Source organism: Streptomyces sp. NPDC005492, from assembly GCF_040605995.1.
Classification (GTDB): Bacteria; Actinomycetota; Actinomycetes; order Streptomycetales; family Streptomycetaceae; genus Streptomyces.
The window spans coordinates 29,909-51,819 of record NZ_JBEXDX010000023.1; the positions used below are offsets into that span (position 1 = coordinate 29,909).

The window sequence follows — 21,911 nt, forward strand, 5'->3', positions numbered from 1 at the left end:
GCGCCGGGTGGCGTTTACTGGCCCGCGTCCCTCGGTGCCCGACCAGTGTCGCGGGGTGCGCGGCGGGATCACAAAGTTCTTGCGCACGATGGCGTGCGAGGGGGGAGAGCTGTGTTGCGGAGCTTGGGGCAGAGGTCGGTGACCAGCAGCGACGAGGATCCGAGAGTGGCGGAACTGCGGACCGCGGTGTCCCGGTTGCGCCGCGAACTGGCCGCGCATCCGGCCGAGTTCCCGGACCGGGTCATCGCCGAGGACGAACTCGCCGCCCTCGCCGCGATGGCCCTCAGTGGCTGCCCGGAGATTCCCCGGCTGCGCCGCTCCCTGCTGCTGATCGCGGGCGCGATCGGCTCGGTGAGCGCACTGTCCCGCGGCCTGACCGAGGTCCGCACCGCGGTGGACCTGTTCGGCCAACCGCGCGGCGGACAGGGCTAGTTCAGCAACGGCACGGCCCTCACGCCGGGTTCTGGCTGGCCAGTGCCTCCGACAGTTCGCCGGCCACCTGCTGGAGCACCGGCACGATCTTGTCGGTCGCCGACTCGGTGACCCGGCCCGCCGGGCCCGAGATCGAAATCGCGGCGGCGGTGGGGGAGTTGGGCACGGAGACCGCGAGGCAGCGCACGCCGATCTCCTGCTCGTTGTCGTCGATCGCGTAGCCGAGGCGGCGCACGTCCTCCAGGGCCGCGAGGAAACCCTCGGGCGTGGTGATCGTCTTCTCGGTCGCGGCGGGCATGCCGGTGCGGGCGAGCAGGGCGCGCACCTCGTTGTCCGGGGTGTTGGCCAGCAGGGCCTTGCCGACACCGGTGGAGTGCGGGAGCACGCGCCGACCGACCTCGGTGAACATCCGCATCGAGTGCTTGGACGGCACCTGTGCCACGTACACGATCTCGTCGCCGTCGAGCAGCGCCATGTTCGCCGTCTCGCCGGTCTCCTCGACCAGCCGGGCCAGATAGGGGCGGGCCCAGGTGCCGAGCAGCCGGGACGCGGACTCGCCGAGGCGGATCAGCCGCGGGCCCAGCGCGTACCGCCGGTTGGCCTGCTGACGGACGTAACCGCAGGCCACGAGGGTGCGCATCAGGCGGTGGATGGTGGGCAGCGGGAGGCCGCTGCTCGCGGACAGCTCGCTCAGTCCGACCTCGCCACCCGCGTCGGCCATCCGCTCCAGCAGGTCGAAGGCGCGCTCGAGGGACTGGACGCCACCCGTGGCGGACTTGGTGGAGTCGGTGGTGCTGACGCTGGACGGCGGCACGGCGCGTTCCTTTCGGCACGGGCGGGAAGGGCTGAAGCCTACCCGGGGAGCTGTCCGGGGCCGGTTGACTCCCCGCCGGTGCGTGATTACGTTCTGCTTGCCGGAAGTGTAATTCCGCTCTACGGAAACGTCCAGAGTGTGCGCGCCGGGTGCATCGTGGAGAAGTGTGCCCTTGACGGTACGGGGGCGGGAGTGAAGACTCCTTCAACAGAACGTTGAATTCCGTAGAGAAGGGGTTCGGGTGTCCGACGCTGAACTGGTGGTGCGCTCCACGCGTGTCATCACTCCCGAAGGGACCCGCGCCGCGACGGTCGCGGTCGCGGGCGGGAAGATCACGGCCGTCCTCCCGTACGACGCCCAAGTGCCGCCCGGAGCACGGTTCGAGGACTTCGGCGACGACGTCCTGCTGCCCGGCCTGGTCGACACCCATGTGCATGTGAACGACCCCGGCCGCACCCACTGGGAGGGCTTCTGGACCGCCACCCGCGCGGCGGCGGCCGGCGGCATCACCACCCTGATCGACATGCCGCTCAACTCCCTCCCGCCGACCACCACGGTCGACAACCTCCGTACGAAGCAGGAGGTCGCCGCGGCCAAGGCCCACATCGACGTCGGCTTCTGGGGCGGCGCCCTGCCCGACAACGTCAAGGACCTGCGCCCGCTGCACGACGCCGGGGTCTTCGGCTTCAAGGCGTTCCTGTCCCCGTCCGGTGTGGACGAGTTCCCGCACCTCGACCAGGACCAACTCGCCCGCTCCCTGGCCGAGATCGCCGGTTTCGGCGGCCTGCTCATCGTGCACGCCGAGGACCCGCACCACCTCGAGGCGGCCCCGCAGCAGGGCGGCCCCAAGTACGCCGACTTCCTCGCCAGTCGGCCGCGCGACGCCGAGGACACCGCCATCGCGGGCCTCATCGCACAGGCCAAGCGGCTCGACGCGCGCGTGCATGTCCTGCACCTGTCCTCCTCCGACGCGCTGCCGCTGATCGCCGCCGCCAAGGCCGAGGGCGTCCGCATCACGGTCGAGACGTGCCCCCACTACCTCACCCTCACGGCAGAGGAAGTCCCGGACGGCGCAAGCGAGTTCAAGTGCTGCCCGCCCATCCGCGAGTCCGCCAACCAGGACCTGCTGTGGCAGGCGCTGGCCGACGGCACCATCGACTGCGTCGTCACCGACCACTCGCCGTCCACGGCCGACCTCAAGACCGACGACTTCGCCACTGCGTGGGGCGGCATCTCCGGCCTCCAGTTGAGCCTCGCGGCGGTGTGGACACAGGCACGCGAGCGGGGCTACGGCCTTGAGGACATCGTCCGCTGGATGTCGTCAAGGACCGCCGCACTGGCGGGACTTGACCACAAGGGCGCCATCGAGGCGGGGCGCGACGCCGACTTCGCGGTCCTCGCGCCCGACGAGACGTTCACCGTGGACCCGGCCGCCCTCCAGCACCGCAACCGCGTCACGGCGTACGCCGGAAAGACCCTCAGCGGTGTCGTGAAGTCGACCTGGCTGCGCGGCGAACGCATCGTGCTGGACGGCGAGTTCACCGACCCGAAGGGACAACTCCTGGTCCGTACCGCCTGATCCGACCCTCCGCACCCGCAGCGGCCCACACCCGAAAGGCACACCCAGTGACGGCGCAGCATCGACTTCCTTCGGCTCGTTTCACCGGCGACGCGAACCCCTATGGAGGCGGTGACCCGTACGCGGACTACCGCACGGCCGACTTCGCCTTCACCCAGTACGCCAACCTCGCCGACCGGCAGCTCGGCGCCGGTGTCATCGCCGCCAACGACGAGTTCTTCGCCCAGCGCGAGAACCTCCTGGTGCCCGGGCCCGCCGAGTTCGACCCCGAGCACTTCGGCCACAAGGGCAAGATCATGGACGGCTGGGAGACCCGCCGCCGCCGCGGCGCCTCGGCCGAGCATCCCTGGCCCACGGCCGAGGACCACGACTGGGCGCTGGTCCGGCTCGGCGCCCCCGGCGTGATCCGCGGGATCATCGTCGACACGGCCCACTTCCGCGGCAACTACCCGCAGGCGGTGTCGGTCGAGGCCACCTCGGTGCCCGGCTCCCCGTCCCCCGAGGACCTGCTCTCCGACGACGTGAAGTGGACGACCCTGGTCCCGCGCACACCGGTCGGCGGCCACGCGGCGAACGGCTTCCCCATCGCCGTCGAACAGCGCTTCACCCACCTCCGCGTCAACCAGCACCCCGACGGCGGCATCGCGCGCCTGCGGGTCCACGGCGAGGTCGTCCCCGACCCGCACTGGCTGGCGGCCCTGGGCACCTTCGACGTCGTAGCCCTGGAGAACGGCGGGCGGGCCGAGGACGCCTCCAACCTCTTCTACTCACCCGCCACCAACACCATCCAGCCCGGCCGCTCCCGCAAGATGGACGACGGCTGGGAGACCCGCCGCCGCCGCGACCAGGGCAACGACTGGATCCGCTACCGCCTGGCCGCCCAGTCCGAGATCCGCGCCGTGGAGATCGACACGGCCTACCTCAAGGGCAACAGCGCGGGCTGGGCATCGGTCTCGGTGCGGGACGGCGAGAACGGCAGTTGGACGGAGATCCTCCCCCGCACCCGCCTCCAGCCCGACACGAACCACCGCTTCGTCCTCCCCACCCCGGCGACCGGCACCCACGCGCGCGTGGACATCTATCCCGACGGCGGCATCTCCCGGCTGCGGCTGTTCGGCTCGCTGACGGAGCGGGGGGCATCGACGCTGGAGGCCCGGCACCAGGAACTGGGCGGCTGACCTCCGCACCACCAGCTCACACCCGTACCCGGAACTGAATCGGCCACCTCCCGCGTTCTCCTCCACGTGACCCTTCAGCAAGAAATCGTCGGCAACGCCATGCAGATGGCGGTCGTCAACCTGAACCCCGGCCAGACCGTGTACTGCGAGGCCGGGAAGTTCCTGTTCAAGACGACGAACGTGACCATGGAAACCCGCCTGAGCGGCCCGTCGAGCGGCGGCCAGCAGCAGGGTGGCTCAGGCGCCGGAGGCATGGGCGGCATGCTCCGCCAGGCCATGGGCACGGCCATGCAGGCCGGTCAGCGCATGCTCGCCGGCGAGTCGCTGGCCTTCCAGTACTTCACCTCCCAGGGCGGCGAGGGCACCGTCGGCTTCGCGGGCGTGCTCCCCGGTGAGATGCGCGCCCTGGAGCTGGACGGCACGCGCGCGTGGTTCGCGGAGAAGGACGCCTTCGTCGCCGCCGAGTCCAGCGTCCAGTTCGGCATCGCCTTCCAGGGCGGCCGCACCGGCATGAGCGGCGGCGAGGGCTTCGTCCTGGAGAAGTTCACCGGGCACGGCACGGTGATCATCGCCGGCGCGGGCAACTTCATCGACCTGAACCCGGCCGACTTCGGCGGCCGCATCGAGGTCGACACCGGCTGCGTCGTCGCCTTCGAGGAGGGCATCCAGTACGGGGTCCAGCGCATCGGCGGCCTCAACCGCCAGGGCCTGATGAACGCCGTGTTCGGCGGCGAAGGCCTCTCCCTGGCCACCCTGGAGGGCAACGGCAGGGTGATCCTCCAGTCCCTCACCATCGAGAGCCTGGCCAACGCACTGAAGAAGGCCCAGGGCGGCGACAAGCAGGGCCCGACCGGCGGCCTGTTCTCGACCCACGCGGGATGAGCCGCCGTAGCGACGACCGATGAGTTGCGGGGGCCCACGGGGTCTGAGCTGATGACACCATCGGCCCCCGCACCAGGAAGCAGGCACCCGACATGGGCAAGCTCGTCTCCACTATCTTCGTCACCCTCGACGGCGTCTACCAGGCCCCCGGCGGGCCGGAAGAGGACCGGCGCGGCGGCTTCGAGCACGGCGGCTGGAGCTTCGTGTACGGCGACGATGACTTCGGCCGGTTCGTGGTCGAGGTCTTCGACCGCTCCGGCGCCTATCTGCTCGGCCGCCGTACGTACGACATCTTCGCCTCGTACTGGCCGCTCAAGACCGACCCCGCCGACCCGATCGCGTCCAAGCTCAACGCCCTGCCGAAGTACGTCGCCTCGACCACCCTCACCGACCCCTCCTGGGCCGGCACCACCGTCCTCGGCGGCGACCTCGCCAAGGAGGTCACCGACCTCAAGGAGCGCACCGAGGGCGAACTCCAGGTGCACGGCAGCGGCGCCCTCGTCCGGTCCCTCCTCACGCTCGGCCTTCTCGACACGATCCACCTGGTGACCTTCCCGGTCGTCCTCGGCAGCGGCCTGCGTCTGTTCCCCGAGGGCACCGCCCCCATGGCCTTCCGCCGGACGGACGGGCGCGTCACCAGCACCGGCGTCTCCATCCAGTCGTACGACCTGGCGGGCAGCCCGAAGTACGGCTCCTATGCGGACGAGGACGCGGGCACCGAAAACGCCTAGTCGACGCGGGGCCGCGCCGGTACGGTGATCGTCCGCGTGGGAGCCGCCGCTGTCTCCACCCAGCCATTGGAGACCCGGAGAGCCGCCCCCATGTCCTCGATCGCCGCACCGCTCGTCGTCGCGCCCCGCCGCACCTGGCAGACCGACCTGCCCGTCCTGCTGGTCGCCGTGGTCTGGGGCGCCAGCTATCTCGCCGCCAAGGACATCACCACCGCCCGTACGGTCCTCGCCGTCCTGGTCCTGCGCTTCGCCCTCGTGCTGCCCGTCCTGGCGGTCGTGGGCCACCGCTCGCTGCGCGCCCTGACCGGAGCCCAATGGCGCGGTGCGGGCCTGCTCGGGCTGATCCTCGCCGGGATCTTCCTCCTGGAGACCTACGGCGTCGTCCACACCTCGGCGACCAACGCGGGCCTCATCATCAGCCTCACCATGATCTTCACCCCGCTCGCCGAGGCCGCCGTGACCCGCACCCGGCCCTCTCGCGCCTTCCTCGGAGCCGCCGCGCTCTCCGTGTTCGGCGTGCTGCTCCTGACCCAGGGCGCCGGTTTCACCCGCCCCTCCCTCGGCGACCTGCTGATGCTGCTCGCGGCCCTCGCCCGGACCCTGCACGTCCTGACCATGTCCCGGGTGAAGTCCGTCCGGGGCGCCGACGCGCTGTCCCTGACCACCGTCCAACTCGGCGCCGCCGTAACGGTGTTCGCGCTGCTGTCGGCCGGCGCCGACACCACCCCGTGGGCGACGGCCGCGGACTTCGGGGCGCGCGAGTGGGCCGGGTTGCTGTTCCTGTCGGTGTTCTGCACGCTGTTCGCGTTCTTCGTCCAGATGTGGGCCGTACGCCGGACCTCTCCGTCCCGGGTCAGTCTGCTGCTCGGCACCGAGCCCCTGTGGGCCGCCGCGGCCGGTATCGCGCTCGGCGGCGAGCGGCTCGGCGCGTTCGGGCTGGCGGGCGGCGTACTCGTTCTTGTGGGGACGGCGTGGGGACGCGGGGCCGCACGTTAACTCCCGGAAAACTCATCGGACTTGACGGGAAAATCTCTGCGGTTGTCATTGACATGCCACTATCTACGCGCGTCATCATGAGTCCATGAGATTCCCCCCACGCGCCACTCGAATCGGCACCGCAGCCGCTCTCCTGTCCGCCCTGCTCGTGGGCGGCACCGTCTCCGCCACCACGGCGGACGCCGCTGTCGGCAGCATCTGCTACACCAAGCTGCCGTCCCAGGCCTACGACACGCTCGACCTGATCGCGTCGGACGGCCCCTTCCCGTACTCGCAGGACGGAGTCGTCTTCCGGAACCAGGAAGGCGTCCTGCCCAGCCAGGCGTCCGGCTACTACCACGAGTACACGGTCATCACCCCCGGTGCGTCCACGCGCGGAGCGCGTCGCATCGTCACCGGTGAGAAGACCCAGGAGGACTACTACACCTCCGACCACTACGTCACCTTCAACCTGATCAACTTCGGCTGCTGAGCCGACCGACAGGCTGCACCACCGCTCGCCCCTCGCCCCGCGGCTCCCCCCACGTTCCACGGCCGCGGGGCGAGGCATGTCCGCCGAAAGTCTGTGACCGCGCGACTTTGGTCGCCGATCCCCGTCGCGGTGCGGTGACCGGGCCCGGCGCCGCATAGATTTGTCGACCGTGACCGATGACAGGACCGCGCAGGTTCCGCCGGCGTTCGCCGGGCGCCGCTGGCTGCTGCCGTCCGCCGTGGCCGACCAACTCGATCCCGACGTCGAACGCCGCGGGCGGCCCCGCCGTACCGCACGCGACTGGGTCGTCGACATCTGCTGCTTCCTGCTGGCCGTGCTCATCGGACTGGCGGCCGCGCAGACCCTCAGGGACGACACCGGGACCCCGCACTCCCTCGCCGTCCTGGACCAGTTGTTCGGGGTCCTCGCCTGCGGCGCGGTGTGGCTGCGCCGGCGCTGGCCGGTCGGGCTGGCCGTCGCGATGATCCCCGTCGGCCTCGTGTCGAACACGGCGGGGGGCGCCGCCATGGTCGCCGTCTTCACCCTCGCGGTGCATCGCCCCTTCCGCTACGTCGCCTGGATCGGCGGCATACAGCTCGTGCTGGCCCCGTTCGTCTTCTGGCTGCGCCCGGACCCCGACCTGCCGTACGCCGGCGCGGTCGTCTTCACCGAGCTGTTCACCCTCACCGTCATCGGCTGGGGCATGTTCGTGCGGTCCAAGCGGCAGCTCATGCTGAGCCTGCGCGACCGCGCCCGGCGCGCCGAGACGGAGGCCGAGCTGCGCGCCGAACAGGCCCAGCGGCTGGCCCGCGAGGCCATCGCCCGCGAGATGCACGACGTGCTGGCGCATCGGCTGACCCTGCTGAGCGTGCACGCGGGCGCGCTGGAGTTCCGCCCGGACGCGCCCCAGGAGGAGGTCGCGCGGGCGGCCGGCGTCATCCGGGAGAGCGCCCACGAGGCACTTCAGGACCTGCGGGAGATCATCGGGGTGCTGCGCGCGGGCGAGCCCGACGACACGGGCCGCCCCCAGCCCACCCTCGGCGCCCTGGACGCGCTGGTCACCGAGTCCCGCGAGGCCGGCATGAAGGTCACCCTCGACAACCGGGTCACCGACCCGGCCGCCGTCCCCGCCTCGATCGGCCGCACCGCCTACCGCATCGCCCAGGAGGCCCTCACCAACGCCCGCAAACACGCCCCCGGCACGGAGGTCACGGTGACGGTCACCGGCACCCCGGGCGACGGCCTCCTCATCGCCGTGCACAACCCGCCCCCGGAGGGCGAGGTCCCCCATGTCCCCGGCTCCGGCCAGGGTCTGATCGGCCTGACCGAGCGGGCGACCCTGGCGGGCGGCCGCCTGGAGCACGGCCCGGAGGGCGGGGGGTTCCGGGTTCGGGCGTGGCTGCCGTGGGGGTGAGGGCCGGGCGGCTTCAGGGGTAACTCCCTTTCCGGACAAGGGGGTCCGGGGGTGTCCGGGATGCGGCGGGGTCACCCACCGCCCCGCGACCGTGGTTACGTAACCCCATGACTGCGATCAGACTGCTCCTCGTCGACGACGACCCGCTGGTGCGGGCCGGGCTGTCCTTCATGATGGGCGGCGCCGCCGACATCGAGATCGTCGGTGAGGCCGCCGACGGCGGTGAGGTCAAGGAACTCGTCGACCGAGTCCATCCGGACGTCGTCCTCATGGACATCCGGATGCCGTCGGTGGACGGACTGACCGCGACCGAACTGCTTCGCGCGCGCGGCGACGCGCCGCAGATCATCGTTCTCACCACCTTCCACGCCGACGAACAGGTGCTGCGGGCCCTGCGCGCGGGCGCCGCCGGGTTCGTCCTCAAGGACACCCCGCCCGCCGAGATCATCGACGCGGTACGCCGGGTCGCGGCCGGCGATCCCGTCCTGTCGCCCGCGGTCACCCGCCAGTTGATGGAGCACGCCGCCGGCACCGCCACCGACACCCGTCGCGCACGCGCGCGTGAACGCATCGCCGCCCTGGGCGACCGCGAACGCGAGGTCGCCGTCGCCGTGGGGCAGGGCCTCGCCAACGCCGAGATCGCCGCCGGCCTCTTCATGAGTGTCGCCACCGTCAAGACCCACGTCTCCCGCATCCTGGCCAAGCTCGACCTCAACAACCGTGTGCAGATCGCCCTGTTGGCGTACGACGCGGGCCTGCTCGAAGAGGACGGGGGAAGCGGGCACTAGCCGTCGGCGCCGGGCGTTCTCACTGCACTGGGAGATCTCGGGGGATCGTCCGGGAGGGGGCAGGCATGACCGACGTGATCGATCTGGGGGAGTACGGCGAGGAGTTCAGGCGGGACCCGCATCAGGTGTACGCCATGCTGCGGAAGTCGGGCCCGGTGCACCGCGTCCGGTTGCCGGTGCCGGACGAGCACCACGTGACCTGGCTGATCGTCGGGTACGAGGAGGCCCGCGCGGCACTGACCGACCCGCGACTGGCCAAGGACGGCAGCAGGATCGGGATGACGTTCCTCGACGAGGAGTTGATCGGCAGGCACCTGCTGACCGTCGACCCACCGCACCACACCCGCCTGCGCGGGCTCGTCACCCGCGCGTTCACCATGCGCCGGGTCGAGGAACTGCGCCCGCGCGTCCAGCAGATCACCGACGAACTGCTGGACGCGATGCTGCCGCTCGGCCGCGCGGACCTCGTCGACTCGCTCTCCTACCCGCTGCCCATCACCGTGATCTGCGAGCTGCTCGGCGTCCCCGAGCTCGACCGCGCTGAGTTCCGGAAGCTGTCCACGGAGACGGTCGCGCCCACCAGTTCGGGCAGCGAGCACGAGGCGTTCGTACGGCTCGCCGCGTATCTCGGCGACCTGATCGAGGACAAGCGCTGCGCCGGTCCGAGCGGGGACCTCCTCAGCGACCTGATCCGCACCACCGCCGAGGACGGCGACCGGCTCTCCCCGCAGGAACTGCGGGGCATGGCCTTCATCCTGCTCATCGCCGGCCACGAGACGACCGTCAACCTCCTCACCAGCGGCATCCACGCCCTGCTCACCCACCCGGATCAACTCGCCGCCCTGCGCGCGGACAGGACCCTCCTGGACGGCGCGATCGAGGAGATGCTGCGCTACGAGGGCCCGGTGGAGAACGGCACGTTCCGCTTCGCCGCCGAACCCCTGGACATCGCCGGCACCGCCATCGGGAAGGGCGACCCGGTCATGGTCGGCCTGACCGCCGCCGACCGCGACGGGGACCGCTTCCCCGCCCCGGACCGCTTCGACATCCGCCGCGACGCGCGCGGCCACCTCGCCTTCGGCCACGGCATCCACTACTGCCTCGGCGCCCCCTTGGCCCGCCTCGAAGCACGCACGGCGATCCGCACCCTGCTGGAGCGCGCCCCCGGCCTCGCCCTGGACGGCCCGCCCGGCGACTGGCTCCCGGGCATGCTGATGCGCGGGATGCGCGCGTTGCCGGTGCGCTGGTAGAACGGCCGGACCGCACGGCCGTAGCGCCGTGAAAGTCGTAGCAGCCGCTGGAGGCGTGCCCCTCGTGACCGCACCCGTCGAGTTCGACCTGGACATGGCCCGAAAGACGCTGGAGAGCCAGCCCTTCAGCAGGCTGCTCGGCGCGCGGCTGAGTGCCTTCGGGGACGGCGCCGCCACGCTGGAGATCGACATCAGGGAGGACCTCCACCAGCAGAACGGCTTCGTGCACGGCGGAGTCCTCGCCTACGCCGCCGACAACGCGCTCACCTTCGCCGGCGGCGCGGTCCTCGGCCCGGCGGTCCTCACCGGCGGCCTCACCGTCCAGTACGTCCGCCCGGCCACCGGCCGCACCCTGCGCGCCCGCGCGGAGGTCGTCCACGCGGGCCGCCGCCAGGCCGTGGTCCGCTGCGACGTCCTCGCGGTCGCCGACGACGGCACGGAGACCCTGTGCGCGGTCGCCCAGGGCACGGTGCTGCCGGTCCGAACCCCCTGAGGAGAGCCCTGGATGCTGCGTACCGCCGAGATCACCGCGGAGCTGACCGGACGGATGACCGGCGCCAACTCGCACAAGTTGCACTGGAGTCCACGACTGGAGTTCAGCGTCGACTGCTTCGTCTGCGAGCGGACCGGCCGTACCCAGGTCTACGAGTGCGGGGCAGAACGGGCCCGGTGCTCGGGCAGCCGCAGCGGTTTCCCGAGCCACTTCACGGCCGGCCGGATCACCGCGTACGACACGACCGAGGGCGCGGAGCGGCTGGCCCTGCGTGCCCTGGTCGACTTCTGGTGGGCGCCCTTCCAGGACACCCGCCACGACCGTCCCGCCATGGCCCCGACCAGCCACCCCTGGGTGCGACTGCACCTCGGCTCCTACTGTCGCGAGGGGACGGAGGCGGGCAAGCACAGTGTGCAGACCAACCTCCGGCGGCCCAGCGAACTTCGGTGCGCGCACTGCGAGTCGGTGATCGCCAAGGACGTGACCACCCCGGCGATACGGCTGCTCAACTGAGGGCGTAGCCGCCCGCGATCTCGCCGAGCCGGACCGGTCTTCGCTCGCGCCGCGACACGTCGCACGCCTCGGCGATCCGCAGTGCCTGGAGGGCCTCGCGGCCGTCGCACGGGTTGGCGCGCTGGCCGACCACCACCTCGACGAAGGCGATCAGCTCGGCCTCGTAGGCGGGCGCGAAGCGCTCCAGGAAGCCGGTCCACGGCTTGGTCGCGGCCGGCGGGCCGGTCGGCTCGGTGGAGGCGATCGGTGTGCGGTCGTCCAGGCCGACCACGACCTGGTCGAGTTCTCCGGCCAGCTCCATGCGGACGTCGTAGCCCGCCCCGTTCAAGCGCGTCGCCGTGGCCGTCGCTAGCGTGCCGTCGTCCAGGGTGAGGACGGCCGCGGCCGTGTCGACGTCACCGGCCTCGCGGAACATCGCGGGCCCGGCGTCCGACCCGGCCGCGTACACGTCGACGACCTCGCGGCCGGTCACCCAGCGCAGCATGTCGAAGTCGTGGATCAGGGTGTCCCGGTACAGGCCGCCGGAGATCGGCAGATAGGCGGCCGGGGGCGGCGACTGGTCGGAGGTCATCGCCCGCACGGTGTGCAGCCGTCCCAGCCGGCCCGAGCGCACCGCCTCCCGGGCGCCCGTGTAGCCCGTGTCGAACCGGCGCTGGAACCCCATCTGAAGGATCGTTCCCGCCGTCTCGACCTCGGCGATCGCCTGCAGGGAACCCGGCAGATCGAGCGCGATGGGCTTCTCGCAGAACACCGGGAGCCCGGATCGCGCCGCCCTGCCTATTAATTCGGCGTGCGCCGATGTCGCCGTGGTGATCACCACGGCGTCCACACCCCACTTGAAGATCTCCTCCGTGCTCGGTGCCGCTGTTTCCCCCAGCCGGTTGGCCAGCTCCTGGGCCCGTGCCGGGTCCACGTCCGTGAGGATCAGCGAACCGACCTCGCGATGACGGCTGAGGGTCCTGGCATGGATGGTCCCGATGCGGCCCGTACCGATGACTCCGATGCGCATGGGAACAAACTGGGGGCCGACCAGCCGCGCTGTCAATGCGTATGTCCGGACAATCGAACTACATCACTTCCCGTCAACCATTCACAGAGCTACGCTCGGCCCGTGCCGAAACCAGATGTGGACCCGAGAGTGCCGCTCGAACTCAGCGTGGACCGGAGCAGCCCGGTGCCGTTGTACTTCCAACTGTCCCAGCAGTTGGAGGCCGCGATCGAGCACGGCTCGCTCACCCCCGGCAGCCTGCTGGGCAACGAGATCGAGCTGGCCGCGCGACTCGGCCTGTCCCGGCCCACGGTCCGCCAGGCCATCCAGTCCCTGGTCGACAAGGGCCTCCTGGTGCGCCGCCGGGGCGTCGGCACCCAGGTCGTGCACAGTCAGGTCAAACGCCCGCTGGAACTCAGCAGCCTCTTCGACGACCTGGAGGCGGCCGGTCAGCGACCCGCCACGAAGGTCCTCGTCAACACCGTCGTCCCGGCGTCCGCCGAGGTGGCGGCTGCCCTCGGCGTGGCCGAGGGCAGCGACGTGCACCGGGTCGACCGGCTGCGCCTCGCGCACGGTGAGCCGATGGCGTACTTGAGCAACCACCTGCCGCTCGGACTGCTCGACCTGGACACCGCACAACTGGAGGCCACCGGTCTGTACCGGATGATGCGCACCGCCGGGATCACCCTGCACAGCGCCCGCCAGTCCATCGGCGCCCGTGGCGCCACCGCCGAGGAGGCCGAGCGGCTCGCCGAGTCCGAGGGGGCCCCGCTGCTCACGATGCAGCGCACCACGTTCGACGACACGGGCCGGGCGGTGGAGTTCGGCAGCCACACCTACCGGCCGACCCGCTACTCCTTCGAGTTCCAGCTTCTGGTACGTCCCTGAGTGCGATGGTTTGCCCGGCGGCATCGGTCGTAATGTCAGGACAATAAGACCGGGCGGCGCCGAATTGATGTGTGAGCGCTGTCCTCCCCCGTACGGCACCCGTCCCGACGGTGAGGCAGAATCGGGGCTGATGAGCACCTACGGCAATTTCAGCGCCCCCATAGGTTCCCGCCGCGCTCCCGCGCTCCGCACCGTCGGCACCCGGGAGCGCCGCTCGCACCTGACGGCACCCCGCGTGCCCACGGTCGGCATCGACATCGGCGGCACCAAAGTCATGGCGGGCGTCGTGGACGCCGACGGCAACATCCTGGAGAAGCTCCGCGCGGAGACCCCGGACAAGTCCAAGAGCCCCAAGGTCGTCGAGGACACCATCGTCGAACTGGTCCTGGACCTGTCCGACCGGCACGACGTGCACGCGGTCGGCATCGGCGCGGCCGGCTGGGTCGACGCCGAGCGCAACCGCGTCCTGTTCGCGCCCCACCTGTCCTGGCGGAACGAGCCTCTCCGGGACCGCATCACGAGCAGACTCTCCGTGCCCGTCCTGGTGGACAACGACGCCAACACCGCCGCCTGGGCCGAGTGGCGCTTCGGCGCCGGCCGCGGCGAGGACCACCTCGTCATGATCACGCTCGGCACCGGCATCGGCGGCGCGATCCTGGAGGACGGCCAGGTCAAGCGCGGCAAGTACGGCGTCGCCGGCGAGTTCGGCCATATGCAGGTCGTGCCCGGCGGCCACCGCTGCCCGTGCGGCAACCGCGGCTGCTGGGAGCAGTACAGCTCCGGCAACGCGCTGGTCCGGGAGGCCCGCGAGCTGGCCGCCGCCGACTCCCCGGTGGCGTACGGGATCATCGAGCACGTCAAGGGCAACATCGGCGACATCACAGGGCCGATGATCACCGAGCTGGCCCGTGACGGCGACGCCATGAGCATCGAGCTGTTCCAGGACATCGGCCAGTGGCTCGGCGTCGGCATCGCCAACCTCGCCGCCGCCCTCGACCCGTCCTGCTTCGTGATCGGCGGTGGTGTCTCGGCCGCCGACGACCTGCTGATCGGCCCCGCGCGGGACGCCTTCAAGCGGCAGCTCACCGGCCGCGGCTACCGCCCCGAGGCCCGCATAGTGCGCGCCCAGCTCGGCCCCGAGGCTGGCATGGTCGGCGCCGCCGACCTCGCCCGCCTGGTCGCCCGCCGCTTCCGCCGCGCCAAGCGCCGCCGGGTCGAGCGGTACGAGCGCTACGAGCGGTTCGCGGAATTCCGGCGCGGCAGCCAGGACACCGCATGACCGCATCGCTGCCCCGCCAGGCCGCGCCCCGCGACGAGCCACCCCGGCCACCCGAGGACCCCCGCCACAAGGCCCGCCGCCGGGCGCTCACCCTGCTCATCATCGTGCTGCTCATCGGCGTACCGGCCGGCTACTTGGTGATCTCCGCCAACCAGAGCCGCAACAGCGGCAAGGACAAGGAGGACAAGTACTCGGCGACCGGCCTCACGACGGGCTGGCCCTCCAAGGTGCAACGGCGCCTCTACCAGGTACCCGTCCCGCACCCCGCCGAGAAGGTCGCCTTCTACGAGACCAACAACTGGAAGACCAGCCGCCTCTACGTCCAGTTCGAGACCACCGACGCCGGCCTCGACACCTTCCTCGCCGGGATAAACGTCGACCGGGACACGCTGAAGAAGAACGACATCACCATCAGCGACCGCGACCAGAAGATCACCGGCTGGAAGTTCACCGGCCCCGGTCCCTGGTGGGGCGTCGTCAACAAGCAGAAGGACCCGGCCCCCACCCAGGACATCGTGGTGAACCTGTCCGACCCGAAGCTCCCCATGGTCTACGTCGTCTCCCGCACGGTTCCCTAGCGGGGGCGGCCCCGGCCCGTCGCCGGGACCGATTGTCAGACCCCGCCCGTAGAGTCGAAGACGAGTGACACGACTGAGGGGCGGGAGGTGACAGGACGTATGACCGACACGGCATCGACGGAGCAGATCCCCGTCCGACTGGCCGCGGTCTTCCTGCCGTCCCCCCTCCCGCGCGAGGGCCGCGTCGCCTTCTGGGACCCCGACGGCGAGACCCCCCTTCCCGCGGCCGAACAGGGCGCGGAACACACCGAGTTGACCGTCGTACGACGGCACGGCTCCACAGTCCGCCGCAGGCCCACCCCCGCGCTGACCATGCCGATCGAAGCGGCGCTGCCCCTGCTCGTGCGCGCCCGCCGCGACCCCGCCGCCCACCCCGCCACGGCGTGCTGGGGCGCCGCCGCCCTGCACGCGCTGCGGCTCGCCGCCCGCGGCCGGCTGCTCCCCGGCCTCACCGCGACGGGCCACGACGCCTGGCGCGCAGGCCCCCTGGAGCCGGAGGACATCGCACACGTACGCGCGGTCGCGGCGGCCCTTCCGTACGAGGGCCACGCGGTTCCGCTGCCCGGCCCCGGCCCGCTCCGGCTGCCCGAGCCCGAGGCGCTCATGCGGTCCTTCCTGGACGCGGTCGCGGACACCCTGCCCCGCACCCCGGCCGCGCCCTACACCTCCGGGATGCCCTTCGCGGCCCGCCCGCCGCAGCGGCTGCCAGACGCCCAGGACTGGGCCGCGGAGGTCGCCGCCGGCATGGACGCGGGCGTGCGGATCTCGCTCCGCCTGGACCTGTCGGCCTACGACCTGTTCGACGACGGCGGGCAGGTGCGCAGCGCGGGCGCCGCGATCGTCCAGGTGCACAGCCTCGCCGACCCGACCCTCGTGGTCGACGCGGCGGCCCTGTGGGCGGGCACGGCGGACACCGCCTTCGGCCCGCGCGCCCGCGTGGATGCCGCGCTGGCCGTACGCCGGGCCGCCCGCGTCTGGCCTCCGCTGGACCGCCTCAGCGAACAGGACGTGCCCGATGTACTCACCCTGTCCGAGGAGGAGTTGGGCGATCTGCTCGGCATGGCGGCCACCCGGCTCGCGGCCGCCGGGGTCGCCGTCCACTGGCCCCGGGACCTGGCACAGGACCTGACGGCATCCGCCGTGGTCCGCTCGGCGCCGGGCTCGGCGACCGACGGCACGGGCTTCTTCGAGAGCGAGGAACTCCTCCAGTTCCGCTGGCAGTTGGCGCTCGGCGGCGACCCGCTCACCGAGGCCGAGATGGACACCCTGGCCGAGGCCCACCGTCCCGTCGTACGGCTGCGGGACCAGTGGGTCCTGGTCGACCCGGCCCTCGTCCGCAAGGCCCGCAAACGCGAACTGGGCCTGCTCGACCCGGTCGACGCGCTGTCCGTCGCGCTCACGGGCACGGCGGACGTCGACGGCGAGCGGGTGGAGGCCGTCCCGGTGGGCGCGCTGGCCACCCTGCGCGACCGCTTGACGGCAGGCATCCACCCCGCCGAGCCCCCCTCCGGCCTCCAGGCCACCCTCCGGGACTACCAACTCCGGGGCCTGGCCTGGCTGGACCTGATGACCTCCCTCGGCCTGGGCGGCTGCCTCGCCGACGACATGGGCCTCGGCAAGACGATCACGCTCATCGCCCTCCATCTGCGCCGGGCACACCGCGACCCCACCCTGGTGATCTGCCCCGCCTCGCTCCTCGGCAACTGGCAGCGGGAGATCACCCGCTTCGCCCCCGGAGTCCCCGTCCGCCGCTTCCACGGCCCGGACCGCACGTTGGAGGACCTGAGTGGCGGCTTCGTCCTGACGACGTACGGCACGATGCGCTCGGCGGCGGCGACCCTCGCGCAGCAACCATGGGGCATGGTCGTCGCGGACGAGGCCCAGCACGTCAAGAACCCGTACTCGGCGACGGCGAAGGCACTGCGCACCATCCCGTCCCCCGCGCGCGTGGCCCTCACCGGCACCCCGGTCGAGAACAACCTCTCCGAACTCTGGGCCCTGTTGGACTGGACGACTCCGGGACTCCTCGGCCCCCTCAAGTCCTTCCGCGCCCGGCACGCGCGTGCGGTGGAGAACGGCGAGGACGAGGAGGCGGTGACCCGACTCGCCCGCCTGGTCCGCCCGTTCCTCCTCCGCCGCAAGAAGTCCGACCCCGGCATCGTCCCCGAACTACCCCCCAAGACGGAGACCGACCACCCGGTCCCGCTCACCCGCGAACAGGCCTCGCTCTACGAGGCGGTCGTCCGGGAGTCGATGCTGGCCATCGAGACGACGGAGGGCATCGCACGCCGGGGGCTGGTCCTCAAGCTCCTCACCTCCCTCAAACAGATCTGCGACCACCCGGCGCTGTACCTCAAGGAGGAGCACACGGCGGCACAGGCCGCCGGAGACCGCCTCGCCGCCCGCTCCGGCAAACTCGCCCTGCTGGACGAGCTGTTGGACACGCTGCTGTCGGAGGACGGCTCCGCGATCGTCTTCACGCAGTACGTCGGCATGGCCCGCCTCATCACCGCCCACCTCTCGGCCCGCGCGGTCCCGGTCGACCTGCTCCACGGCGGCACACCGGTACCGGAGCGGGAGCGCATGGTCGACCGCTTCCAGGACGGCGCGACCCCGGTCCTGGTGCTGTCGTTGAAGGCGGCCGGCACGGGCCTCAACCTCACCCGCGCGGGCCACGTCGTCCACTTCGACCGCTGGTGGAACCCGGCCGTCGAGGAACAGGCCACCGACCGCGCCTACCGCATCGGCCAGACCCAGCCGGTACAGGTCCACCGCCTCATCACCGAGGGCACGGTAGAGGACCGCATCGCGGACATGCTCGAATCCAAGCGGGCACTGGCCGACGCGATCCTCGGCTCCGGCGAGTCGTCCCTGACCGAGCTGACGGACCGGGAGCTGTCCGACCTGGTGTCGTTGCGGAGGACGTCGTGATGGGGGTGGACGAGGTCGGGCCCGGTGGAGGCAAAGCAGACCCCGAGCGGATCTCGGGGTATGAAGCAGGCGAAGCTGAGCCGCAGCGGGCTGTCGGACCTGAGGTAGACGAAAAGGAACCGCAGCAGGTGCAGGCGGCAGGGGCGGCGAGCGGATCGGCCGAGGAACCACCCGCTCGCCCCGCCGACCTCGCGCGCCAAGCCCTGCGGGCCGCGCGTGAGCGTCGGGAGCGGGCGCCGGAGACGCGGGCGGGCGGCTCGGCGGGTACCGGGAAGTCGAAGGCTCGGGCGGTGATGCCCCCCGAACCGGACCAAGCGGCGGTAGAAGCGCCCCCGCAGAACGGTCCCGAGGCGAGGCCGAGCACCTCACCCCCGCCGACCGCCCCCTCCCCATCCGTACCCCGACCCGGTGACGCAGCCCGTGCCGCATTGCGCGGTGCGCTGCCCGTTCGGCGTGGGGACGGGCCGTCGGAATCGGAAGCGGTGCCCGATGGCTCCGCCACGGGCGCGCCCCCCACGGCCGACGTCGAGGGCACCCACACCACTCCCTCGGAACAGGGCGATCCCGCTCCCGCCACCGGCGACCAGCCGACCACTCGCCCCGCCGATGTCGCGCGCGAGGCATTGCGGGCGGCTCGGCGGGAGAGCCGACAGGTCCCGACAGACGCGGGGCACCGGGGAGTTGGGTCCAAAGGCCGGCCACCCCGCCGTACCCCTGCTCAGGAACCCAGCGGTGTAGAAGCCGCCCGGGCGCGCGCGGTGCGTGATGTGCTCGCCGGTGCCTTTCGGATGCCCGAGGAGGATGACTCCGGCGCGGTGCTGACCGGTGACAACGACCTGGCGGAGCAAGGGAGTCGGGACGTCCGGACACCAGACCGTAGTGAGCCGCCAGAGCCCGACTCACCCGCCGCCCCCACAACCCCCACCCTCACCTCCATGGCCTCCCCGTCCCGCGACAGCGACCTCCGCCGCACCTTCCCCGCGTTCCCGCCCAGGTCCGCGGAGAGCGCGAGCTTCGCCGAGACCTGGTGGGGCAACGCCTGGGTCACCGCGTTGGAGGAAGGCGCGCTCGACGCCAAGCGGCTTGCGCGCGGGCGGGGTTACGCGGAGAAGGGGCATGTCGACGCGATCACCGTGACGCCGGGGCTCGTACTCGCGTATGTGCAGGGCAGCCGCGCGCGGCCGTACCGCGTGCAGGTGCGCCTGCGGACGCTCGACGACGCGGACTGGGAGCGGTTCCTGGACACCGCCGCCGACCGGCCCGGGCACATCGCCGCGCTGCTCGACAAGGAGATGCCCAAGTCCCTTGCCGAGAGCGGGGTTCCGCTGCTGCCGGGGCCCGGCGACCTCGCCCCCCATTGCAGTTGCCCCGACTCCGGTCACCCCTGCAAGCACGCCGCCGCGCTCTGCTACCAGACCGCGCGCCTCCTCGACGCCGACCCCTTCGTCCTGCTCCTGCTCCGCGGCCGGGGCGAACGCCCGCTACTCGACGCCCTGTCCCGGCGCAACGCGGCCCGGGCGGCCCGCGCCGCCCAGGAGCAGGAACCGACACCCCTCCCCGGAGTGCGGGCCACGGAAGCCCTCGCCCCGCGCCGACTCCCGCCGCTGCCACACCCGTTGCCCACGCCCCCGCACCCCGAGCAGCCCCCGGTGTATCCGGCGGCACCTGGTGGCCCGGACCCCTTCGCGCTCGACCAGTTGGCCACCGACGCCGCCGCCCGCGCGCACGCGCTGCTCAGCACCGGCCGGGACCCGGTCGCCGACCTCACGCTGTGGCAGGACGCGGTCCGACTCGCCGCGGCCCGCCCCGGCTCCGGACTGACCGCCGCCACCCGCTCCCTCTACGCCTCCCTCGCCAAGGCCACCGGCCGCACCCCCGCCGACCTGGCCCGCGCGGTCGCCGCCTGGCGGCAGGGCGGCATCGAGGGCCTCGCGGTGCTCGAAGAGCCCTGGGACCCGCCGGCCGGCCGCTTCGACCGGGCCCGCCCCCTGCTCCTCGCCGCCGACCTCCCGGCCTTCCGCCCCTGGCACAACCACCTCACCCATCCGCACGGCCATGTCCAACTCCGCCTGGGCCGCGACGGGTTGTGGTACGCCTACGAATCGGAACCGGGCCACGACGACTGGTGGCCCAGAGGCACCCCCGACCTGGACCCGGTCGGCGCGCTGACGGGCCTGGGCGCACCCGGCGACTTCTGAGCCCCCAGGCACCATGGCCCATCCCGTGAAGTTGGTGTGAGGGTTCCCCACTGATGTGTGGGAGCCAGGTGGGGAGACCGGGGGCCCCACAGCCGGGAGGTAAGAAACGGCGGTTACGTTGGAGCGGTGAGCGACATGAACACCCCCGCCCTCCAGTACCGCTTCGACGGCCCCGAAGACGCCCCGGTCATCATCCTGGGCCCGTCGCTCGGGACGACGTGGCACATGTTCGACAGACAGGTGCCCGAGCTGGCGAAGCAGTGGCGGGTCTTCCGCTTCGACCTGCCGGGCCACGGCGGCTCGCCCGCGCATCCCACCGGCTCGGTCTCCGACCTGGCCGACCGGCTGCTGGCCACGCTCGACGCCCTCGGCGTGCAGCGCTTCGGCTACGCGGGCTGCGCCCTCGGCGGCGCGGTCGGTCTCGAACTGGCGCTGCGCCACCCGGAACGGGTGGCCTCACTGGGGCTGATCGCCGCCTCGCCCCGCTTCGGCACGGCGGACGAGTTCCGCCAGCGCGGGGTGATCGTGCGCACCAACGGCCTCGACCCCATCGCCCGGATGTCGCCCGACCGCTGGTTCACCAGCGGTTTCGCCGCGGCGCAGCCCGCGATCACCGAGTGGGCCGTACAGATGGTGCGCACCACCGACCCCGGCTGCTACATCGCCGCGTGCGAGGCGCTCGCCGCGTTCGACGTACGGTCCGAACTCGGCCGGATCGGCGTGCCGACCCTCGTCCTGGTCGGCTCGGACGACCAGGTCACCGGCCCCGCCGAGGCCCGCACCCTGGTCGCGGGCATCCCGGACGCCCGGCTCGCGGTCGTACCCGGCGCCTCGCACCTCGTCCCGGTCGAGCAGCCCGCCGCCGTCACCGACCTCCTGGTCCGGCACTTCTCCACCGCCTGGCAGCCGGCCTACGACCACTCCACCGGGCAGATCGCCATCGCGGCGGTCCCGGTCAAGCCGGTCCTCGCCGCGCCGCAGCAGGCCGCGCCCATCGCCGAGATCGCGCCGCCGCCCGCCGTACCGCCGCAGGCCATGGGCCGTCCGGATCCCTACGACGCCGGGATCAAGGTTCGCCGTGAGGTGCTCGGCGACGCGCATGTCGACCGGGCGCTCGCGCAGGCCGACGAGTTCTCCGGGGACTTCCAGGACTTCATCACCCGCTACGCGTGGGGTGAGATCTGGGACCGGCCCGGCCTCGACCGGCGCTCGCGGAGCTGTGTCACCCTCACCGCACTGGTCGCGGGCGGCCACCTGGACGAGCTGGCCTTCCACACCCGGGCGGCGCTGCGCAACGGCCTCACCCCGTCCGAGATCAAGGAGGTGCTGATGCAGGCGGCCGTGTACTGCGGGGTGCCCGCGGCGAACAGCGCGTTCAAGGTCGCCCAGCAGGTCATCCGCGAGGAGACGACCCCCACCGAGTGACCCCACCGACTGACCCCGTCGAGTGATCGTCGGCCTGGTACCGAAAGCACCAGCCTCACCCGCCCCTCCGCGGGTCCCGCGC

20 protein-coding genes are annotated in these 21,911 nt (G+C 72.1%); 18 read left to right on the forward strand and 2 right to left on the reverse strand.

Annotated features, from left to right (window positions below):
• Positions 1-111: 111 nt before the first annotated feature.
• On the forward strand, positions 112-432 hold the full coding sequence (locus ABZT04_RS27630; protein WP_356059685.1) for a DUF5955 family protein: 321 nt from the start codon (positions 112-114) through the stop codon (positions 430-432).
• Positions 433-451: 19 nt separating this feature from the next.
• On the opposite strand, the gene ABZT04_RS27635 is transcribed toward ABZT04_RS27630, so the two are convergent.
• Positions 452-1,246 carry an IclR family transcriptional regulator gene (locus tag ABZT04_RS27635; protein ID WP_356059686.1) on the reverse strand — a complete coding sequence of 265 codons (795 nt, stop codon included), beginning with the start codon at positions 1,244-1,246 and terminating at the stop codon, positions 452-454.
• Between the two features lie 241 nt (positions 1,247-1,487).
• Here ABZT04_RS27635 and allB point away from each other — a divergent pair, with 241 nt between their 5' ends.
• From allB to ABZT04_RS27690, 11 genes are all read left to right on the forward strand, one after another.
• A complete protein-coding gene (allB, locus tag ABZT04_RS27640) occupies positions 1,488-2,825 on the forward strand; it encodes an allantoinase AllB (protein ID WP_356059687.1) in 1,338 nt (445 codons plus the stop codon).
• A 47-nt stretch (positions 2,826-2,872) separates the two neighbouring features.
• A complete protein-coding gene (gene alc / locus ABZT04_RS27645; RefSeq protein ID WP_356059688.1) occupies positions 2,873-4,003 on the forward strand; it encodes an allantoicase in 1,131 nt (376 codons plus the stop codon).
• Between the two features lie 66 nt (positions 4,004-4,069).
• Positions 4,070-4,885, forward strand: coding sequence for an AIM24 family protein (locus ABZT04_RS27650; RefSeq protein ID WP_355906988.1), 816 nt, complete (start codon positions 4,070-4,072; stop codon positions 4,883-4,885).
• A 92-nt stretch (positions 4,886-4,977) separates the two neighbouring features.
• Positions 4,978-5,616 (forward strand): dihydrofolate reductase family protein, encoded by a 639-nt coding sequence (locus tag ABZT04_RS27655; protein WP_356059689.1) that lies wholly within the window; start codon positions 4,978-4,980, stop codon positions 5,614-5,616.
• Between the two features lie 90 nt (positions 5,617-5,706).
• Complete coding sequence (locus ABZT04_RS27660) at positions 5,707-6,612, forward strand: DMT family transporter (protein WP_356059690.1); 906 nt, start codon at positions 5,707-5,709, stop codon at positions 6,610-6,612.
• Between the two features lie 85 nt (positions 6,613-6,697).
• Positions 6,698-7,084 (forward strand): ribonuclease domain-containing protein, encoded by a 387-nt coding sequence (locus ABZT04_RS27665; RefSeq protein ID WP_355906979.1) that lies wholly within the window; start codon positions 6,698-6,700, stop codon positions 7,082-7,084.
• A 160-nt stretch (positions 7,085-7,244) separates the two neighbouring features.
• Positions 7,245-8,498, forward strand: a complete 1,254-nt coding sequence (locus ABZT04_RS27670; RefSeq protein WP_356059691.1) for a histidine kinase — start codon at positions 7,245-7,247, stop codon at positions 8,496-8,498.
• Between the two features lie 107 nt (positions 8,499-8,605).
• Complete coding sequence (locus ABZT04_RS27675; protein WP_356059692.1) at positions 8,606-9,286, forward strand: response regulator transcription factor; 681 nt, start codon at positions 8,606-8,608, stop codon at positions 9,284-9,286.
• A 65-nt stretch (positions 9,287-9,351) separates the two neighbouring features.
• Positions 9,352-10,536: a cytochrome P450 gene (locus tag ABZT04_RS27680; protein ID WP_356059693.1), complete on the forward strand. Its 1,185-nt coding sequence runs from the start codon at positions 9,352-9,354 to the stop codon at positions 10,534-10,536.
• Positions 10,537-10,630: 94 nt separating this feature from the next.
• On the forward strand, positions 10,631-11,029 hold the full coding sequence (locus tag ABZT04_RS27685) for a PaaI family thioesterase (protein ID WP_356059762.1): 399 nt from the start codon (positions 10,631-10,633) through the stop codon (positions 11,027-11,029).
• Positions 11,030-11,041: 12 nt separating this feature from the next.
• Positions 11,042-11,542: a hypothetical protein gene (locus ABZT04_RS27690; protein ID WP_356059694.1), complete on the forward strand. Its 501-nt coding sequence runs from the start codon at positions 11,042-11,044 to the stop codon at positions 11,540-11,542.
• On the opposite strand, the gene ABZT04_RS27695 is transcribed toward ABZT04_RS27690, so the two are convergent.
• Positions 11,535-12,551 (reverse strand): Gfo/Idh/MocA family oxidoreductase, encoded by a 1,017-nt coding sequence (locus ABZT04_RS27695; protein ID WP_356059695.1) that lies wholly within the window; start codon positions 12,549-12,551, stop codon positions 11,535-11,537. The genes ABZT04_RS27690 and ABZT04_RS27695 overlap by 8 nt on opposite strands.
• A gap of 129 nt (positions 12,552-12,680) precedes the next feature.
• Here ABZT04_RS27695 and ABZT04_RS27700 point away from each other — a divergent pair, with 129 nt between their 5' ends.
• The 6 genes from ABZT04_RS27700 to pcaC all read left to right on the forward strand — a co-directional run bounded on the left by ABZT04_RS27700 (position 12,681) and on the right by pcaC (position 21,829).
• The gene (locus ABZT04_RS27700) at positions 12,681-13,418 is read left to right on the forward strand and encodes a GntR family transcriptional regulator (RefSeq protein ID WP_355907425.1); all 738 of its coding nucleotides are present in this window, start codon (positions 12,681-12,683) and stop codon (positions 13,416-13,418) included.
• Between the two features lie 130 nt (positions 13,419-13,548).
• The gene (locus ABZT04_RS27705) at positions 13,549-14,697 is read left to right on the forward strand and encodes an ROK family glucokinase (protein WP_356059696.1); all 1,149 of its coding nucleotides are present in this window, start codon (positions 13,549-13,551) and stop codon (positions 14,695-14,697) included.
• The gene (locus tag ABZT04_RS27710; RefSeq protein ID WP_356059697.1) at positions 14,694-15,275 is read left to right on the forward strand and encodes a sugar kinase; all 582 of its coding nucleotides are present in this window, start codon (positions 14,694-14,696) and stop codon (positions 15,273-15,275) included. The genes ABZT04_RS27705 and ABZT04_RS27710 overlap by 4 nt, the downstream gene beginning before the upstream one ends.
• A 99-nt stretch (positions 15,276-15,374) precedes the next feature.
• Positions 15,375-18,206, forward strand: coding sequence for a DEAD/DEAH box helicase (locus ABZT04_RS27715; RefSeq protein ID WP_356059698.1), 2,832 nt, complete (start codon positions 15,375-15,377; stop codon positions 18,204-18,206).
• Positions 18,207-18,499: 293 nt separating this feature from the next.
• A complete protein-coding gene (locus ABZT04_RS27720; RefSeq protein WP_356059763.1) occupies positions 18,500-20,404 on the forward strand; it encodes an SWIM zinc finger family protein in 1,905 nt (634 codons plus the stop codon).
• 135 nt (positions 20,405-20,539) lie between these two features.
• Entirely contained in the window at positions 20,540-21,829 is a 1,290-nt protein-coding gene (pcaC, locus tag ABZT04_RS27725; protein ID WP_356059764.1) for a 4-carboxymuconolactone decarboxylase, read from the forward strand.
• Positions 21,830-21,911: the final 82 nt, after the last annotated feature.

Bases quoted from the DNA above. Each gene is read 5' to 3' on its own strand.
- ABZT04_RS27715 (WP_356059698.1), top strand. From the start codon at position 15,375: ATGACCGACACGGCATCGACGGAGCAGATCCCCGTCCGACTGGCCGCG.
- ABZT04_RS27690 (WP_356059694.1), top strand. From the start codon at position 11,042: ATGCTGCGTACCGCCGAGATCACCGCGGAGCTGACCGGACGGATGACC.
- ABZT04_RS27720 (WP_356059763.1), top strand. From the start codon at position 18,500: ATGCCCCCCGAACCGGACCAAGCGGCGGTAGAAGCGCCCCCGCAGAAC.
- ABZT04_RS27660 (WP_356059690.1), top strand. From the start codon at position 5,707: ATGTCCTCGATCGCCGCACCGCTCGTCGTCGCGCCCCGCCGCACCTGG.
- pcaC (WP_356059764.1), top strand. From the start codon at position 20,540: ATGAACACCCCCGCCCTCCAGTACCGCTTCGACGGCCCCGAAGACGCC.
- ABZT04_RS27685 (WP_356059762.1), top strand. From the start codon at position 10,631: ATGGCCCGAAAGACGCTGGAGAGCCAGCCCTTCAGCAGGCTGCTCGGC.
- ABZT04_RS27680 (WP_356059693.1), top strand. From the start codon at position 9,352: ATGACCGACGTGATCGATCTGGGGGAGTACGGCGAGGAGTTCAGGCGG.
- ABZT04_RS27655 (WP_356059689.1), top strand. From the start codon at position 4,978: ATGGGCAAGCTCGTCTCCACTATCTTCGTCACCCTCGACGGCGTCTAC.
- ABZT04_RS27695 (WP_356059695.1), bottom strand. From the start codon at position 12,551: ATGCGCATCGGAGTCATCGGTACGGGCCGCATCGGGACCATCCATGCC.
- ABZT04_RS27710 (WP_356059697.1), top strand. From the start codon at position 14,694: ATGACCGCATCGCTGCCCCGCCAGGCCGCGCCCCGCGACGAGCCACCC.
- ABZT04_RS27665 (WP_355906979.1), top strand. From the start codon at position 6,698: ATGAGATTCCCCCCACGCGCCACTCGAATCGGCACCGCAGCCGCTCTC.
- ABZT04_RS27705 (WP_356059696.1), top strand. From the start codon at position 13,549: ATGAGCACCTACGGCAATTTCAGCGCCCCCATAGGTTCCCGCCGCGCT.
- ABZT04_RS27675 (WP_356059692.1), top strand. From the start codon at position 8,606: ATGACTGCGATCAGACTGCTCCTCGTCGACGACGACCCGCTGGTGCGG.